This is a genomic window from Streptomyces decoyicus (assembly GCF_019880305.1).
Lineage (GTDB): Bacteria > Actinomycetota > Actinomycetes > Streptomycetales > Streptomycetaceae > Streptomyces > Streptomyces decoyicus.
Genome location: NZ_CP082301.1, coordinates 5,288,882 through 5,303,872, shown reverse-complemented (window position 1 = coordinate 5,303,872; position 14,991 = coordinate 5,288,882). Strand labels below are relative to the sequence as shown.

The window sequence follows — 14,991 nt, the reverse complement described above, 5'->3', positions numbered from 1 at the left end:
GCGCGGGCCTCAGTCGTTCGTGCCCTGGCCGTTACGGCGGCTCAGCAGCCATGGCTCGACCACGCCCAGGCCTCGCACCGGCCGCTGCCACATCGGCTGGAGCGCGAAGCGGTACGACGGCGGCGGGGCGCCGGTGCCCTCCGCGGCCGCCTTCTCCGCGGCCGCGGCGTCGGCCTCGGAGACCGGCGCGTCCCCGATCCGGCCCAGTTCCTCCGCGAACGCCTCGTCCACCAGCACGGTGTCCTTCGGCGCTATCGAGGTGAGGCGGCTGGCGAGATTGACGGTCGTGCCGAAGACATCGCCCATCCGGGTCGTGACCGTGCCGAAGGCGATGCCGACCCGAAGCTCCGGCATCGTCTCGTCGTTGGTCATCGTCTCGATCAGCCGCAGCCCGATCTCGGCGGCGATACCGGCGTCGTCGGCGGAGAAGAGGACCTCGTCGCCGAGGGTCTTGATGAGCCGGCCGCCGTGCGCGGCCACCAGGTCGGAGCAGGTGGTCTCGAAGGCCTCCACCAGCTCGCCCAGTTCCTCCTCCTCCAGGCGGCGGGTCAGACGGGTGAACCCGACCAGGTCGGCGAAGCCGACGGCGAGCCGGCGGTCGACCATCTCGGCGTCGTCCTGGGCCCGGACGACGCGGCCGGTGGCGGCGGCGAGCTGCCGCCGCCAGACGTAGACCAGGAACTCCTCCAGCTCGGGGAGCAGCAGCTCGACCAGCGGGTAGGTGATCTCCGTACGGGTCAGCCCGGAGTCCTGGGGCTCGGTGAGGCCCTCCAGGAAGGAGTCGATCTGCCAGTCGGCGAGACGGGCGGTGGTCTGGCCCGTGGAACGGGCGACCTGGATGGCCATGGCCTCGCTCAGCAGCCCGGCCTCGACGAGACCGGACAGCCGGCGCAGGGCCAGCACATCGGCTTCGGTGAGGGCCTTGACCTGGCCGATGTCGGCGAAGCCCATGGCCCGCCAGAAGCGGGCCGCGAGATCCATGGAGACACCGGCGCCGCGGGCCGCCTGGAACGGTGTGTAGCGGCGGTCGGCACCGAGGATGAGCTGTTCGAGGCGGACGGCGATGTTGTTCTCGTCGCCGTGGTCGGCTCCGGGGTTACCGGCGCCGTGCTCGGCTCCGGGGTTGCCGCCGTCGTCGGCGCCGCCGTGGGTGGCGGCGTTGCTGTTCGCGGCAGCGTTGTGGGGGGCGCTCCCGTTCTCGGCCCCGGAGGGGTCGTCGACGGGGACGTCGCGCACGGCGTCGTCCTCGGTGTCCATGTCGCGCGGGGTGGCGCCCGAGTCGTCGGCGGTCACCGGCCGCTCCCTGTCCGATCCCTGCGCACTGCCCTTCCGATCACTGCTCGCCGGTGGTCCGCTCCCTGGCGGACCGCCTTAACGATACGGCAGGTGTGCTCTGGCTCACTCTCACATGTCGGCCCTGACCACGGAAGTGGCGGGGGTGTATCGGCGCGGCGGTGGGCGGCGGGGCTGGGGCGCTGCGGGTTGCCCCCGCGCCGTCCTGCCGGGTGGCGGCTAGGCCGAGTGTGTCTGTGCCGGCCGGCGGGACCGGGCCCCTGCATAGCCGCGGGCGACCGGGGGCCGCCCGTCCCGCCGTACCGGTTGCCGTGACCGGTGCCGGCGGGCCCCGGCGCCACCGCGTGGGACTGGGGGGGTCTCCCCCTAGGCCTCCGCCGCCGGGCGCAGGTGGACGATGTCTCCCGCGCCCACGGGCCGCTGCACGCCGTCCGCGGTCGCCAGGACCAGGCGGCCGTCGCTGTCGATGGCCACCGCCTCGCCGGTGATTTCGGTGTCGCCGGGGAGTTCGGCGCGCACCGAGCGGCCCAGGGTGGCGCAGCCCGTGGCGTAGGCCTCCTGGAGGCGGCTGGTGACGGGGTCGCCGTCGGCGGACTGCCACTCGCCGTACCAGTGCTCCAGCGAGCGGAGTACGGCGCGCAGCAGCGGGTCGCGGTCGGTGCTGGTGGCGCCTGCCAGGGTCAGGGATCCCGCAGTGGACACGGGGAGTTCGTCGGCGGTGAGGGAGACGTTGAGGCCGATCCCGACGACGACGCCCGGACCGGCGCGTTCGGCGAGGATGCCGCCCACCTTGCGTTCCGTGAGGGTCCCCCCTGGACGGAGCGCGTCGGCGTCCGGGGAAGTTACCAGCAGGTCGTTGGGCCACTTGAGGGCCGTGTCGACGCCGGCGGCCTGGGTCAGGGCACTGGCCGCGGCGACTCCGGTGAGCAGCGGGAGCCAGCCCCAGTGCTCCACGGGGACGCGGGGGGTGAGGTAGACGGAGAAGAAGAGGCCGGAGCGCGGGGGCGCCGACCAGGTGCGGTCCAGGCGGCCGCGGCCGGCGGACTGTTGCTCGGCCACCAGGATGGCGCCCTCGGTCTCCCCCTCGGCCGCACGGGCCGCCAGGTCGGAGTTGGTGGAGCCGGTGGCGGAGACGACGTCCAGGGCGGTCCAGAGCGAGCCGGGGCGCACCAGGGCGCGGCGCAGTGCCGTGGCGTTCAGCGGAGGGCGGCCCAGATCGCTCCAGCGACCGGCATCTTTGTCCCGGTTTTCCGGTGGTTGAGGCGTCATGGGACCAGCCTAGGTGTGGTCAACGACGCAGTGCCGGTGAGCAGTCCCGCGGATACGCTACGAATCGGTAGCCAAACCCGTACCACCCTCAGTACGAGCACCAGTCCAGGACGAGCAGGAGCCGCATCCCGATGTCCGAGCCGGAAGCAAACATCCACACCACCGCGGGCAAATTGGCGGATCTGCAGCGGCGGGTCGAAGAAGCCACGCATGCCGGTTCCGCGCGTGCAGTGGAAAAGCAGCATGCGAAGGGGAAGTTGACGGCGCGTGAGCGCATCGATCTGCTGCTGGACGAGGGCTCGTTCGTCGAGCTGGACGAGTTCGCGCGGCACCGGTCGACCAACTTCGGAATCGAGAAGAACCGCCCCTACGGCGATGGTGTCGTCACGGGCTACGGCACCGTCGACGGGCGGCCGGTCTGTGTCTACTCGCAGGACTTCACGATCTTCGGCGGGTCGCTGGGCGAGGTCTACGGCGAGAAGATCGTCAAGGTGATGGACTTCGCGCTGAAGAACGGGTGCCCGGTCGTCGGGATCAATGACGGCGGTGGGGCCCGGATCCAGGAGGGCGTGGCGGCGCTCGGCCTGTTCGCGGAGATCTTCCGGCGCAATGTGCACGCGTCGGGTGTGGTGCCGCAGATTTCGCTGATCGTCGGGCCCTGTGCGGGTGGCGCGGTGTACTCGCCCGCCATCACCGACTTCACGGTCATGGTCGACCAGACCTCGCACATGTTCATCACCGGTCCTGACGTCATCAAGACGGTCACGGGTGAGGACGTCGGCTTCGAGGAGCTGGGCGGCGCGCGGACGCACAACACCACCTCGGGTGTGGCGCACCACATGGCGGGCGACGAGAAGGACGCCATCGAGTACGTCAAGGGGCTGCTGTCGTACCTGCCGTCCAACAACCTCTCCGAGCCGCCGGCCTTCCCGGAGGAGGCGGACCTGGAGACCTCGGACACCGACCGCGAGCTGGATGTCCTGATCCCGGATTCGGCCAACCAGCCGTACGACATGCATGTCGCGATCGAGCACGTCCTGGACGACCACGAATTCCTGGAGACCCAGCCGCTGTTCGCGCCGAACATCCTGACCGGCTTCGGGCGGGTCGAGGGGCATCCGGTGGGCATCGTCGCCAACCAGCCGATGCAGTTCGCCGGCTGCCTCAACATCGACGCGTCGGAGAAGGGCGCCCGCTTCGTGCGGACCTGCGACGCGTTCAACATCCCGGTGATCACCTTCGTGGACGTGCCGGGCTTCCTGCCGGGGACGGACCAGGAGTACGACGGGATCATCCGGCGCGGCGCCAAGCTGATCTACGCCTACGCCGAGGCGACGGTCCCGCTGATCACGGTCATCACGCGTAAGGCGTTCGGTGGCGCCTATGACGTCATGGGCTCCAAGCACCTGGGCGCGGACCTCAACCTGGCCTGGCCGACCGCGCAGATCGCCGTCATGGGCGCACAGGGCGCGGTCAACATCCTGCACCGCCGCACGCTGGCCGCGATCGAGGACCCGGCCGCTCAGGACGAGCGGCGCCAGGAGCTCATCCAGGAGTACGAGGACACCCTGCTCAACCCGTACGTCGCGGCCGAGCGCGGCTATGTCGACGCGGTGATCATGCCGTCCGAGACGCGCCGGCACATCGTCCGCGGGCTGCGCACGCTGCGCAACAAGCGCGAGGCGCTGCCGCCGAAGAAGCACGGCAACATCCCGCTCTGACCGGCAGAACCAGCGGAACCAGCGAAGGGAGCCGTTCTCCATGATCAAGGTCGTACGGGGCAACCCCACACCCGAGGAGCTGGCCGCCGCCCTGGCGGTGGTGCAGGTCCGCGCGGCGGCTGCCGCTTCCGCCGAGCCCCAGGGCACCGATCGCGGTACCGAGTGGTCGGACCCCGCGGCCACGGTTCCTGCACGGTCGCGGATGCCGCACCCGGGCCCGCGGGCCTGGCGGACGAGTTACTGGCCGCATTGACCGGTGACGTCATGCCGTGACCGGCCGCGTCAGGTCGGTGCATAGTGCATTGACTAGTCCATAACGCCCGTGGCGCCTGAGTACGCGTACTCAGGCGCCACGGGCGCATCGGGCACAGGATCGATACATGCTGTGGTCAGATCCGCCCGATGAACCTCCGGAGGAGCTGCGCGATGTGCAGGCCAAGCTCCGCCGGATGGGCGTCGTGCTGGCCGTGGTCGCGGTGGTGATGATGCTCCTTCTCCTGGGGAGGTAGCCGTTCGCGTGCCCGGGGACGCAGCCGTTCGCGCCCGGGGAGGCAGCCGTTCGCGCGCCCGGGAGGTGGCTGTTCCCGTCCCCGGGGAGGTAACCCTCACAGTTCCCTTCCGCAACCATCACCGCGGAAATCGCCTCTTTCCCTCTCGACAGAGCAATTCGGGTGCTCGGCCGCCCGGGGGGCCGGCCGAGCGGGAGTGGGAGAGCGATGAACAGGCCGCTGAGGCATATAGCCGTCTTCTGCGGGGTGCTGGTGCTGGCCCTGCTCGCCCGCGCCACCTGGGTCCAGTTCGTCCAGGGCGACGAGCTCGCGAACGACCCCCACAACCGGCGCGTCAAGATCGAGGCGTTCTCCTACCCGCGCGGCAACATCATCGTCGACGGCAAGCCGATCACCGGCTCGGTGGCGACCCCCGGCGACTTCAAGTACAAGCGGACGTACAAGGACGGCCCGATGTACGCGCCGGTCACCGGATTCGCCTCCCAGGCCCAGGGCACGTCCTTCCTGGAGGGCATCTACAACAAGGTGCTCAGCGGCAAGGACGACCGGCTCGCCCTCAAGCGCGCCCAGGACATCCTGACCGGCAAGAAGCCGCGCGGCGCCGATGTCGTCACCACCATCGACCCCAAGGCCCAGAAGGCCGCGTACAAGGGGCTGACCGACCTCAACGCCAAGGGTGCGGTGGTCGCTCTCGACCCGCGCGACGGCCGGGTCCTCGCGCTCGCCTCCACCCCCTCCTACGACCCGTCGGTCTTCACCGGCATCTCCAACGCCGAGGGCCGGAAGTTCAAGGCGCTGGACGCCGACAAGAGCAAGCCGCTGAGCAACCGGGCGCTGCGCGAGACCTACGCGCCCGGCTCCACCTTCAAGATCCTCACCGCGGCGGCGGCCCTGGAGAGCGGCGCGGTGTCGGACATCAATGCCTCGTCGGGCGCACCCGCCCCGTACCAGCTGCCGCAGAGCACGACGAAGATCGGTAACGATGTCGCGGGCGCACCGTGCGACAAGGCGTCGCTGAAGACCGGTATGCAGTGGTCGTGCAACAACGTCTTCCTCGACGCCGCGCTGAAGGTCGGCAAGGACAAGATGCGCGCGACCGCGGAGAAGTTCGGCTTCAACTCCGACGTCTACGACAAGGACCTCGGCGACCTGCTGGCCAGCAAGAGCCTCTACCCGGAAAAGCTCGACAAGCCGCAGACCGCGCTGACCGGTATGGGCCAGGGCAGCCTCACCAGCACGCCGATGCAGATGGCGATGGTCGTCGCCGGCCTCGCCAATGACGGCAAGGTGATGATGCCGCACCTCGTCGACGAGCTGCGCGGCCCCGACCTGTCGACGATCGAGAAGATCGAGCCGAAGATGAAGTCCCAGGCCGTCTCCGCCGACACCGCGAAGAAGGTGCAGGAGATGATGGAGTACACGGTCGACGAGGGCACCGCCTCGAAGGCCAAGATCGACGGTGTGACGGTCGGCGGCAAGACCGGCACCGCCCAGCACGGCGCGAACGTCCACGACGAGCGCCCCTACGCCTGGTTCGTCTCCTACGCCAAGCAGAGCGACGGCAGCTCCCCGGTCGCGGTCGCCGTCTTCGTCGACCCCAAGGACATGGACATCCCCCGGTCGGAGATCGCCGGCGGCAAGCTGGGCGGCCCGATCGCGAAGTCCGTGATGGAGGCCGTGCTCAACAAGTAGTCCGGGCGCCCGGGCGGCCCCCCGGGCTCCGTACGATGGCGGGCATGACCGAAGAGCCCCGCCCCCGCCGTCTCGTCCTCGCCTCCCAGTCGCCCGCCCGGCTGGCCCTGCTGCGGCAAGCCGGGCTGGCGCCCGAGGTCGTCGTCAGCGGCGTCGACGAGGATGCGCTCACCGCCCCCACGCCCGGCGAACTGGCCCGCGTACTGGCCGAGGCGAAGGCCGCCGCCGTCGCCGCCCGCCCGGAGACCGCCGGCGCGCTGGTGGTCGGCTGCGACTCGGTCCTGGAGCTGGACGGGCGGGCGCTCGGCAAGCCCGCGGACGCCGAGGACGCCACCGCCCGCTGGAAGTCCATGCGCGGCCGCTCGGGCATCCTCCAGACCGGCCACTGTGTCATCGACACGGCGGCGGGCGGGCGCCAGGTATCCGCCACCGCCTCGACCACGGTCCGCTTCGGCGACCCCACCGACGACGAGATCGCCGCCTACGTCGAAAGCGGCGAGCCGCTGTTCGTCGCGGGCGCCTTCACCCTCGACGGCCGCTCCGCCCCCTTCATCGACGGCATCGACGGCGACCCCGGCAATGTCATCGGCCTCTCCCTGCCGCTGCTGCGCCGGCTGCTGGCCGGCCTGGACGTCGCGATCACGGACCTGTGGACCTGAGTCTCGCCGGACCGGCCGGGTCCGGCGACGGGCGGCCCGCACGGCGGTGCACCCACCGGCGGTAAAGGACGGCACCCATCGGCGGCCCCGTCCTACGCTGCCCGCATGGCGACTGTCACCGAACTGATCAGCTACCCCGTCAAGGGCTGCGCCGGCACCCCGGCGGCCGCGGCGGAGCTCACCCCGGCCGGCCTCCCGCACGACCGCAGCTTCCTGGTCGTCGGCCCCGAAGGCGTCTTCCGCAGCCAGCGCACCGACCCCCGGCTGGCGGTGGTACGGCCCGAGGTCAGCACCGACGGGACGCAACTCACCCTGAACGCCCCCGGGTTGGAGACCCTCCACCTGGACATCGACCTCGGCGACGGGCCGTCACCCCGCTGTGAGGTCGAGATGTTCGGTGACCCGTACCGCGCGGTCGACCAGGGGGACCGGGCGGCCGAGTGGCTTTCCGAGGCGCTCGGCGCGGCCAGCCGGCTGGTCCGCGCAGCGCCGGAGCACGACCGGGTGACCGACGGCCTCACCCCCGGCACCTCCGGCTTCGCCGACAGCAGCCCCGTGCACGTCATCTCCCTGGCCACCTTCGACGACCTCAACCGCCGTATCACCGCGGCCGGGCGTTCGCCGGTCCCGATGGACCGCTTCCGTCCCAACATCGTCGTCGACGGCTGGGACGCACCGCAGACCGAGGACCGGGCCCGGCGGGTCACGGTCGGCGGCGGCGAGCTGGGTTTCGCCAAGCTCGCCGTCCGCTGCGCGGTGACGCTCGTCGACCAGCGCACCGGCGGCAAGGCGGGGCCGGAACCGCTGCGCACGCTGGCCTCGTACCGGCGGGTGCCCGAGGGCGGGGTCGCGTTCGGATCGAAGTTCTCGGTGCTGGGGACGGGAAAGGTGGCGGTGGGCGACGCATTCGAGGTCACCGAATGGGGAACCGATTGATCCGATACGGCCCGATCGGCCGGATCGGTCCGGTCCATGCCAGCGTGAGGAGTCCGCACCATGCCCAAGATCCTGATCATCGCCGGTGACGCCACCGAGGACCTGGAGTTCTTCTACTCGTACCAGCGGATGCTGGAGGAGGGGTACGAGACGCAGGTCGCGGCCCCGACGCGGAAGAAGCTGCGGTTCGTGGTGCACGACTTCGTCGACGACTTCGACACCTACGTCGAGCGCGAGGGCCACTCCTGGCCGTCCGACCTCGCCCTGTCCGAGGTCGATCCGGCGGAGTACGCCGCGCTGGTGCTCCCGGGCGGCCGCGCCCCGGAGTACCTGCGCAACGACTCCGACTACCGCCGCGTGGTCACCCACTTCTTCGACGAGGACAAGCCCGTCGCCCACATCTGCCACGCGGCCATCACCCTGGCCCCCCTCGGCGTCCTCAAGGGCCGCCGCACCGCCGCCTACCCGGCCTGCGCACCGGATGTGGCGATGGGCGGCGGCATCTTCGTCGACGGCTCGGCGGTGGTGGACGGCAAGGTCGTCTCGGCGCGTGCGTGGAACGACCAGCCGGAGTGGATGCGGGCGTTCATGGAGGTCCTGCGGGAGCATGCGCCGGTGAAGGGCTGAGCGGCCCGCCGCAGTCCGGCCGGGCCTGGCACCGGCCCGGCCGGACTGCGGTCTTCGGCCCCGTCCCCCCTCACACCCGGCTCCGGATCACCGGGCCCCGGCATACCAGGCCCACCGGGCGCTCAGGGCACCGGCAGCGCGTAGAGCGACGTGCCGTGGAGGACGAACACCCGGTTGCCGTCCGCCACCAGCCAGGAACGCTCGGCCGCGGGGAGCTTGTACGTCAGGACGGGGACGCCGGTCGACAGATCCGCGGCGAACACCTTGAACCAGGGGTCGCCCTCGAGGGACCAGAGGGCGCGCCCGTGGATGAACACCGGGAGCCACCGGACCGACGTTCCGTTCCCGCCCTGGATCTCGCTGCCGTCGCTGGTCTTCCTGATGCTGGGCCACTCGTCGTGCGCGGCGCAGACGGTGTCGTCGTCGAAGACCGTCGCCGGGCCCCAGTCCTCGTGCTTGTCCCAGGCGTCCCGCTTGTCGAGCGACCACAGCTTCTTGCCGTCGCGGATGCGGCGGGCGGTGAGCGTCGTGCCGTTGAGGTAGACGGTGGTGCCGTGGACGGCCGGGCGGACCAGCCGGTCCCACTGGTCCCGCAGTTCCCACACCTGGTGGCCGTCGGCCGTATCGACGGCGAACACATTGCCGTCGCTCGTGCCCAGGATCAGACGTCCGTGGGCGACGACGCCCGGCGGCTCGACCTTGGTGCGGTAGCCGGCGGAGATCTTCGCCGTCCAGCGGATCGTGGCGTCGGAGCGGCGGACGGCGCGGAGCCGGTGGTCCTTCGTGAGGACGTAGACGTTCTCGTCGTCGGCGGCCAGCAAGGCGCTCGTCTCGGCGTCGACGGTCCAACGGGGCTCGCCCGTCGAGGCGACGAAGGTGCGGATCGTGCCCTTGGCGTCGGCGGCGGCGATCAGCCGGTCCGAGAGCGAGAGGTAGCGGCTGGGCGCGCTGACGCCGCGGACGGCCCAACGGCGTTTGCCGTCCACGACGTTGTGGGCGGCGATCCCGCCGCCGCGCGCGCCGAAGACGATGACGTCCCGTACGGGCAGGGGCGCGGGCGTGTCCTCGGCGAGGGCGTCGACCGGGCCCCACAGCGGCTTCACCTCACCGCCGGCGAGGTAGTCGCCGTTGTCGGCGTCGAGCACATGCGCCACCGGGGTCCTGGCGGCGGGCGGAAAGGCGAAGAGGTCGGGCCGGCCGGCCGACTGCCGCGGCCCCCGGGGCCACCAGGCGGCCGCGGCACCGCCGCCCGCGGCCAGGACCACACCGCCCGCCGCCAGGCCCGTGAGCAGCCGGCGCCGGGCCACCGGGCGGCCGGAGCCGCCGTCGGGCAGGGTCGCCGCGGTCAGCTCGTGGAGGCCGCTCTCCCGCTCCTTGATCGCCTGGTTCACCGGGCCGCGCCGCCAGGCCCGTTCGGCGCCGCGCGGTGGTGCGAAGGCGGCGGCGATCTGAGCGGGGGCGGGCCGGGCGGCCGGGTCCTTGGCGAGGCAGGGGGCGATGAGGTGCCGCAGGGCTTCCGGGACACCGGTCAGGTCGGGTGCGTCGTGGACGACCTTGTACTGGAGGGCGGCGATGTGGGAGGCGTCGTAGGCGCGGTGCCCGCCGGCGGCGTACACCAGGACGGCGCCCAGGGAGAAGACGTCGGCCGAGGAGGCCACACGCCGGCCCAGGACCTGTTCGGGGGCGCCGTAGCCGGGGGTGACCGGGACCTGGCCGGTGGAGGTGAGGGTCAGGCCGTGCTCGGGGCGGGCGATGCCGAAGTCGATGACGCGGGGGCCGCTCGACGTCAGGACGATGTTCGGGGGCTTGAGGTCGCGGTGGATCAGGCCGGTGGCGTGGATGTCCGCCAGGGTGTGGGCGATCGACGCGGCGAGGGCGCGCACGGCCGGTTCGTCGAGGGGTCCGTACGCCTCGACGGCCTCGTCGAGGGTCGGCCCGGCCAGGAACTCGGTGGCGATCCACGGGCGGCCGCCCTCCGTGTCCGTGCCCAGGACGCGGGCCACACCCTTGCTGGTCACGGCAGTCGCCGCCTGCGCCTCGCGGACGAAGCGGCGGGCGAGGTTCGCCTCGTCGGTGAGCTCGGGCCGGAGCACCTTGACCGCGGCGACGGTGCCTGCGGCGTCCTGGCCGACGTAGACCTTGCCCATACCGCCCTCGCCGAGCACACCGAGCAGGCGGTAGGGGCCGAGGCGGAGGGGGTCGCCGGTGCCGAGGGGTTTCATGGGCGGTGTCCTTCAGGCGGGTTCAGGCAAGTGCGGGCAGGTCCGGGCGGGTTCGGGCGTCTTGTGGCACGTGATGGCACGTTCCGGCGCAGTCAGCGGAGGGGGAAGCCGGCGAGGAAGTCGGGGCCGGACGCGATGACCATCCGGCTCTTCTCATGGGCGGTGAAGCGGGTCCCGCTGGTCTTGTAGAGCTGCTCGGTGGTGTGCGAGGTGAGGCCGACGGCCCGGAGGACCTGGTCGGTCTGGCTGTATGTGTAGGCGTACGCGGAGCCGACCACCGGATGGACGACGTGGTCCGCGCGTGGGCCCTCCTCGCTCTTCTCCGCCCATCGCGGCTTCCCGCTTCCGGTGCCGAACGCGACCAGGCCGAGCTCCTTCTCCACCGCGTACAGCACCCCGTCCTTGAGGGCCGGCGGTCCGTACGTCTTCCCTGGGCGGGTGGCGGCCGTGTCCCAGGCCTGCCCGCCGTCGCTCAGCCGCAGCGCCCGCAACGGGCCGTAGCCCAGGTAGAGATGCTTGTCATCGGCCGTGAGCGGGTCCCGTACGAGCCGCCGGTCGGCGCCCTTCCACGGCTTGTCCCAGGCGACCTTGCCGGTGCGGATGTCGCGGGCGACGACCCGGACCTTGCCGTCGTTCATCTGCTGGAGGGCCACCAGAAGGCCGCCGACGACCTTGGCGGACAGGAAGTGGTTCTCGTCGCTCTCGGCGGAGCGGAACGGCAGCGGGTCCGTCCACTTCCGGCTCCCCGTGGCGAGGTTCACGGCCATCACCGACCAGGGAAGCTGGCGTTCGTAGCGCTTGATCTTCCCGTGTGAGATCGCCAGGTAGGCCGTGTCGTCGGCGACGGCCAGCAACCGATTGATGAGGCCGTTGTGCTGGGCGTCGGAGACCGGGGCGAGGCGCTTGCCGGCCTTGCCCGTGGCGAGGTCCACGCGAGCGAGGAAAAACGAGACGGACCTCAGCGCGCCATTCGCATCATGGTGCTCGTCCCTCGCTATGCGGTAGACGCGGGTACCGTCCGAGGCGACCTGCCACGAGTCGTCCGCGTACAGCGAGAACGTCCACCGGGACGCACCGGACTTGGCGTCCACACCGCGCGCCCCGGCATTGGCCACCAGGACGACCTGGTCACCGGCGAGCAGGGGCACTTCGGGGTTCTGGTCGTCATCCGGGCCGCCGAACTGCTTCTGCCACACCGAGTCCAGCTTTTTCTTCTTCACCGCGCTGACGCTCGGCCCCGGCTTCGGCTGGGTGTACCCCGGCCCGGTGCCGGGCCCCGGCGTCGGCCCGCTCCCGCTCAGCCAGGCCCACACCCCCGCCCCGGCCCCCGCGATGCCGAGCACCGAGCCCGCGCCCGCCATCAGCAGCCCCCGGCGGGAGGGGCCACGGGCGGCGGGGACATCGGCGGACGGCACGGTCGCCGGCCGGCCGGGCGGTGCGGGCAGCCGCTGCGGCACGACCTGCCAGACCTCGCTCGCCCGCCGTCCGATCTCGGCGAGCACCGCGTCCGGCAGCTGGTCGGCGAAATGCCCGCTGCCGTCGTGGAGTTGGGCGGCCAGCTCGGCCGTGGCCGGGCGCTCGGCGGGGTCCTTGGCCAGGCAACGGGACAGGACAGGGACCAGGGCCCCAGGCACCCCGGTGAGGTCCGGCTCGGCGTAGCGCACCCGGTAGAGGAGGTCCGCCGGCTGTCCGTCCCCGAAGGGACCGCGGCCGGTGGCGGCGAAGACCAGCACCCCGGCGAGCGCAAAGACGTCTCCGGCCGGGGTGTGTTCCTGCCCGGTGGCCTGCTCCGGTGACATGAACGCGGGGGTGCCGACCGCGGCGCCCGTGTGGGTCAGCCGGTCGTCGCCGAGGGCGCGGGCGATACCGAAGTCGATGACCTTCGGGCCGTGCGCCGTGACCATGATGTTCGACGGCTTGAGGTCACGGTGCACGACATCCGAGTGATGGAGCTGGCCGAGCGCCGCGCACAGCGCCGCACCCAGGGCGCGTACCGACGCCTCGGGCAACGGGCCGGCGAGCTCCACCGCGTCGTCGAGGGGCGGGCCGAGCACGTACTCGGTGGCCATCCAGGGGGTCTCGGCGAGCGGGTCGGCATCGACGACCTGTGCGCCGTACCGGCCGCCGATGACCCGGGCGGCATCCGCCTCCAGCCGGAACCGGGTACGGAATTCGGTGGTGGTGGCGATCCGGGCGTGCATCGTCTTGAGCGCCAGGGTCCGGCCGTCCGGGGAGCGGGCCAGGTAGACGGTGCCCATACCGCCGCTGCCCAGCCGGGCGAGGAGGCGGTAGGTGCCGAGGCCGGGCGGGTCGTCATGGGCGAGGGGGAAGGGCATGAGGGTGTCAGTCCTGTGGGGCGGGCGGAACCGGGAGGGTGGCGGCGAGCAGCTCGGCCGACTGGCGGGCGAGGGCCGCGATGATCCGGCCGGGCAGCCAGCCGGGACCGAGCAGGGCGGCGGCGCGGCCGGCCGGGTTTCCGGCGGCGTCGAGCGCCGTGGCGGGAGGCGGCGGTCCGGCGGCGGGCCCGGCTCCCGGCGCGGGCGGTCCGGCGACCGGACCGAACGCGTCGAGCAGTTCGGCGGGGCGCGGGCGGGCCGCCGGGTCCCGGGAAAGACAGGCCGTGACGACGGTCCGCAGGGCGGCCGGGAGCTCTTCCCGCTCCGGCACGGTGTATCCGGTTGCGGCGTACGCGAGGGTCGCACCGAGTGCGTAGACGTCGCCCGTCGGATGCGGTCGCCCGCCGGTCGCCTGCTCCGGCGGCAGGCTGCCCGACTCCAGGCCCGGCAGCCCGGAGCGCGGGGTGCCGTCCTCGGCGGCGGCCCGTGCCGCCCCGAAACACGTCAGCCGGGGCCCGTCGGCCGCCAGCAGCACGGCCGCGGGCGACACACCGGCATGGGCCAGGCCCTGCCCGTGCCCGATGACCAGGGTCTCGACGAGGGCCGCGCCGACGGCCCGTACGGTGCGCTCGGGCAGCGGGCCGCCGTGCACGGTGAGCGCGGCGGGCAGCGGGAGCACGGGCACGTACGGGCGGGCGTGCCAGGGCGCGTCACCGGGGGCGGCGACCTCGGTGGCCGGCGAGGACCAGGGCCCGAGCAGATAGCGCGAGGTCTCCGCCTCGGCCAGGAACCGCCCGGGGTCGGCGCCCGGCAGCGGCACACCGATCAGGACCGTACGGTCGCCGTCCGCGCTGCGTCCGATGAACCGCCGTTCCGGCACGGGTATGCCGGACGCCGCGTCATCCAGCTCCCGCAACACCGCGTAGGGGCCTGTCGCGCTCCTTCGCGCCCGGCCCTCCGCACCCCCAACCGATGCAGGCATCCGCACCCTCCCCCGTCCGACGACACCGCGCGAGAGCCTACCCGGGCGTGTCGCACGGCCCCGGGCGGCATCGATCCGGCCCGGGGAGCGGGGAGTTCGGACCCGGCCGCCGCGCGGGACGGGGTCAGGCGGACGTGGGAGCCGCGGGCGGTGCGCCGTTCGGGGTGTTTTCCGCGTTTCCCCGCCCGTCCCCCGTAAGGCCCTCCCCGTACGCCACCAGGGTCAGCACCAGCAGCGCCAGCACGACCGTCATCGCGAGGAAGGCGACCCAGCCGACCAGGCCGACGGCGAAGGCGCCGAGCACGCCGTGCACCACCGCGCAGCTGATGAGGGCGATACGGGTGAAGCCGCCGGGGGCGCGGTCGCGCAGGGCGGTGCGTATCAGGACACCGGCACAGAACAGCAGATAGAGCCCGAAGAGGATGCCGCCGATCCACGAGCCGGTGGACATCGCGCGGGGCTGAAGCCCGGCCAGGGACATCTGCTGCCTGTCCACGACGATGCTCAGAATCCAGTTGAGCAGCACGATCCCGAACGCTTCGAGGACCAGTACCACCGCCGCGGCCAAGGCCACCGGCCGTCGTGCCACCACCACCCCGTCCACCCACTTCCGCCGTTTGCCGAGCCCGATGCGCCCTTGCGGACGCCTGATGCCGCTGGTGCCCCTGTTACCGCGGGGTACAGGACATCGCGCACGCTACATGGGGGTCCCCCCTGCTCGGGAAGACCTTGGCGGAAGGTAAAA

The 14,991-nt window shown here is 72.3% G+C and carries 13 protein-coding genes; 7 read left to right on the top strand and 6 right to left on the bottom strand.

The annotated features are described in order from the left end of the window. Nucleotides 1-9: 9 nt before the first annotated feature. Complete coding sequence (locus K7C20_RS23450; RefSeq protein ID WP_053210292.1) at nucleotides 10-1,293, bottom strand: adenylate/guanylate cyclase domain-containing protein; 1,284 nt, start codon at nucleotides 1,291-1,293, stop codon at nucleotides 10-12. Between the two features lie 366 nt (nucleotides 1,294-1,659). Further along, nucleotides 1,660-2,562 (bottom strand): biotin--[acetyl-CoA-carboxylase] ligase, encoded by a 903-nt coding sequence (locus K7C20_RS23445; protein ID WP_053210293.1) that lies wholly within the window; start codon nucleotides 2,560-2,562, stop codon nucleotides 1,660-1,662. A 131-nt stretch (nucleotides 2,563-2,693) separates the two neighbouring features. Between K7C20_RS23445 and K7C20_RS23440 the strand changes: the two genes are divergently transcribed. The 7 genes from K7C20_RS23440 to K7C20_RS23415 all read left to right on the top strand — a co-directional run bounded on the left by K7C20_RS23440 (nucleotide 2,694) and on the right by K7C20_RS23415 (nucleotide 8,706). Continuing rightward, a complete protein-coding gene (locus tag K7C20_RS23440) occupies nucleotides 2,694-4,283 on the top strand; it encodes an acyl-CoA carboxylase subunit beta (protein WP_053210294.1) in 1,590 nt (529 codons plus the stop codon). Between the two features lie 40 nt (nucleotides 4,284-4,323). Beyond that, nucleotides 4,324-4,536 (top strand): acyl-CoA carboxylase epsilon subunit, encoded by a 213-nt coding sequence (locus K7C20_RS23435; protein ID WP_053210295.1) that lies wholly within the window; start codon nucleotides 4,324-4,326, stop codon nucleotides 4,534-4,536. 127 nt (nucleotides 4,537-4,663) lie between these two features. Continuing rightward, entirely contained in the window at nucleotides 4,664-4,792 is a 129-nt protein-coding gene (gene mmpB, locus K7C20_RS39030; RefSeq protein ID WP_280922033.1) for a morphogenic membrane protein MmpB, read from the top strand. A 207-nt stretch (nucleotides 4,793-4,999) separates the two neighbouring features. Continuing rightward, nucleotides 5,000-6,484, top strand: coding sequence for a peptidoglycan D,D-transpeptidase FtsI family protein (locus K7C20_RS23430; RefSeq protein WP_053210296.1), 1,485 nt, complete (start codon nucleotides 5,000-5,002; stop codon nucleotides 6,482-6,484). A gap of 44 nt (nucleotides 6,485-6,528) precedes the next feature. After that, nucleotides 6,529-7,143, top strand: a complete 615-nt coding sequence (locus K7C20_RS23425) for a nucleoside triphosphate pyrophosphatase (protein ID WP_053210297.1) — start codon at nucleotides 6,529-6,531, stop codon at nucleotides 7,141-7,143. A gap of 105 nt (nucleotides 7,144-7,248) precedes the next feature. Continuing rightward, nucleotides 7,249-8,079, top strand: a complete 831-nt coding sequence (locus K7C20_RS23420; RefSeq protein ID WP_030087113.1) for an MOSC domain-containing protein — start codon at nucleotides 7,249-7,251, stop codon at nucleotides 8,077-8,079. A gap of 60 nt (nucleotides 8,080-8,139) precedes the next feature. Continuing rightward, nucleotides 8,140-8,706, top strand: a complete 567-nt coding sequence (locus K7C20_RS23415) for a DJ-1/PfpI family protein (protein ID WP_030087111.1) — start codon at nucleotides 8,140-8,142, stop codon at nucleotides 8,704-8,706. Nucleotides 8,707-8,828: 122 nt separating this feature from the next. Here the strand turns inward: K7C20_RS23415 and K7C20_RS23410 are convergent, their stop codons facing one another. The 4 genes from K7C20_RS23410 to K7C20_RS23395 all read right to left on the bottom strand — a co-directional run bounded on the left by K7C20_RS23410 (nucleotide 8,829) and on the right by K7C20_RS23395 (nucleotide 14,835). Next, the gene (locus K7C20_RS23410; protein WP_053210298.1) at nucleotides 8,829-10,928 is read right to left on the bottom strand and encodes a protein kinase domain-containing protein; all 2,100 of its coding nucleotides are present in this window, start codon (nucleotides 10,926-10,928) and stop codon (nucleotides 8,829-8,831) included. Between the two features lie 92 nt (nucleotides 10,929-11,020). Beyond that, nucleotides 11,021-13,264, bottom strand: coding sequence for a protein kinase domain-containing protein (locus tag K7C20_RS23405; RefSeq protein WP_078953575.1), 2,244 nt, complete (start codon nucleotides 13,262-13,264; stop codon nucleotides 11,021-11,023). Nucleotides 13,265-13,271: 7 nt separating this feature from the next. After that, a complete protein-coding gene (locus K7C20_RS23400) occupies nucleotides 13,272-14,246 on the bottom strand; it encodes a protein kinase family protein (RefSeq protein ID WP_053210299.1) in 975 nt (324 codons plus the stop codon). 124 nt (nucleotides 14,247-14,370) lie between these two features. Continuing rightward, the gene (locus K7C20_RS23395) at nucleotides 14,371-14,835 is read right to left on the bottom strand and encodes a hypothetical protein (protein ID WP_245171801.1); all 465 of its coding nucleotides are present in this window, start codon (nucleotides 14,833-14,835) and stop codon (nucleotides 14,371-14,373) included. Between the last annotated feature and the right edge of the window lie 156 nt (nucleotides 14,836-14,991).

Bases quoted from the DNA above. Each gene is read 5' to 3' on its own strand.
- K7C20_RS23445 (WP_053210293.1), bottom strand. From the start codon at position 2,562: ATGACGCCTCAACCACCGGAAAACCGGGACAAAGATGCCGGTCGCTGG.
- K7C20_RS23440 (WP_053210294.1), top strand. From the start codon at position 2,694: ATGTCCGAGCCGGAAGCAAACATCCACACCACCGCGGGCAAATTGGCG.
- K7C20_RS23435 (WP_053210295.1), top strand. From the start codon at position 4,324: ATGATCAAGGTCGTACGGGGCAACCCCACACCCGAGGAGCTGGCCGCC.
- mmpB (WP_280922033.1), top strand. From the start codon at position 4,664: ATGCTGTGGTCAGATCCGCCCGATGAACCTCCGGAGGAGCTGCGCGAT.
- K7C20_RS23430 (WP_053210296.1), top strand. From the start codon at position 5,000: ATGAACAGGCCGCTGAGGCATATAGCCGTCTTCTGCGGGGTGCTGGTG.
- K7C20_RS23425 (WP_053210297.1), top strand. From the start codon at position 6,529: ATGACCGAAGAGCCCCGCCCCCGCCGTCTCGTCCTCGCCTCCCAGTCG.
- K7C20_RS23420 (WP_030087113.1), top strand. From the start codon at position 7,249: ATGGCGACTGTCACCGAACTGATCAGCTACCCCGTCAAGGGCTGCGCC.
- K7C20_RS23415 (WP_030087111.1), top strand. From the start codon at position 8,140: ATGCCCAAGATCCTGATCATCGCCGGTGACGCCACCGAGGACCTGGAG.
- K7C20_RS23410 (WP_053210298.1), bottom strand. From the start codon at position 10,928: ATGAAACCCCTCGGCACCGGCGACCCCCTCCGCCTCGGCCCCTACCGC.
- K7C20_RS23405 (WP_078953575.1), bottom strand. From the start codon at position 13,264: ATGCCCTTCCCCCTCGCCCATGACGACCCGCCCGGCCTCGGCACCTAC.
- K7C20_RS23400 (WP_053210299.1), bottom strand. From the start codon at position 14,246: ATGCCTGCATCGGTTGGGGGTGCGGAGGGCCGGGCGCGAAGGAGCGCG.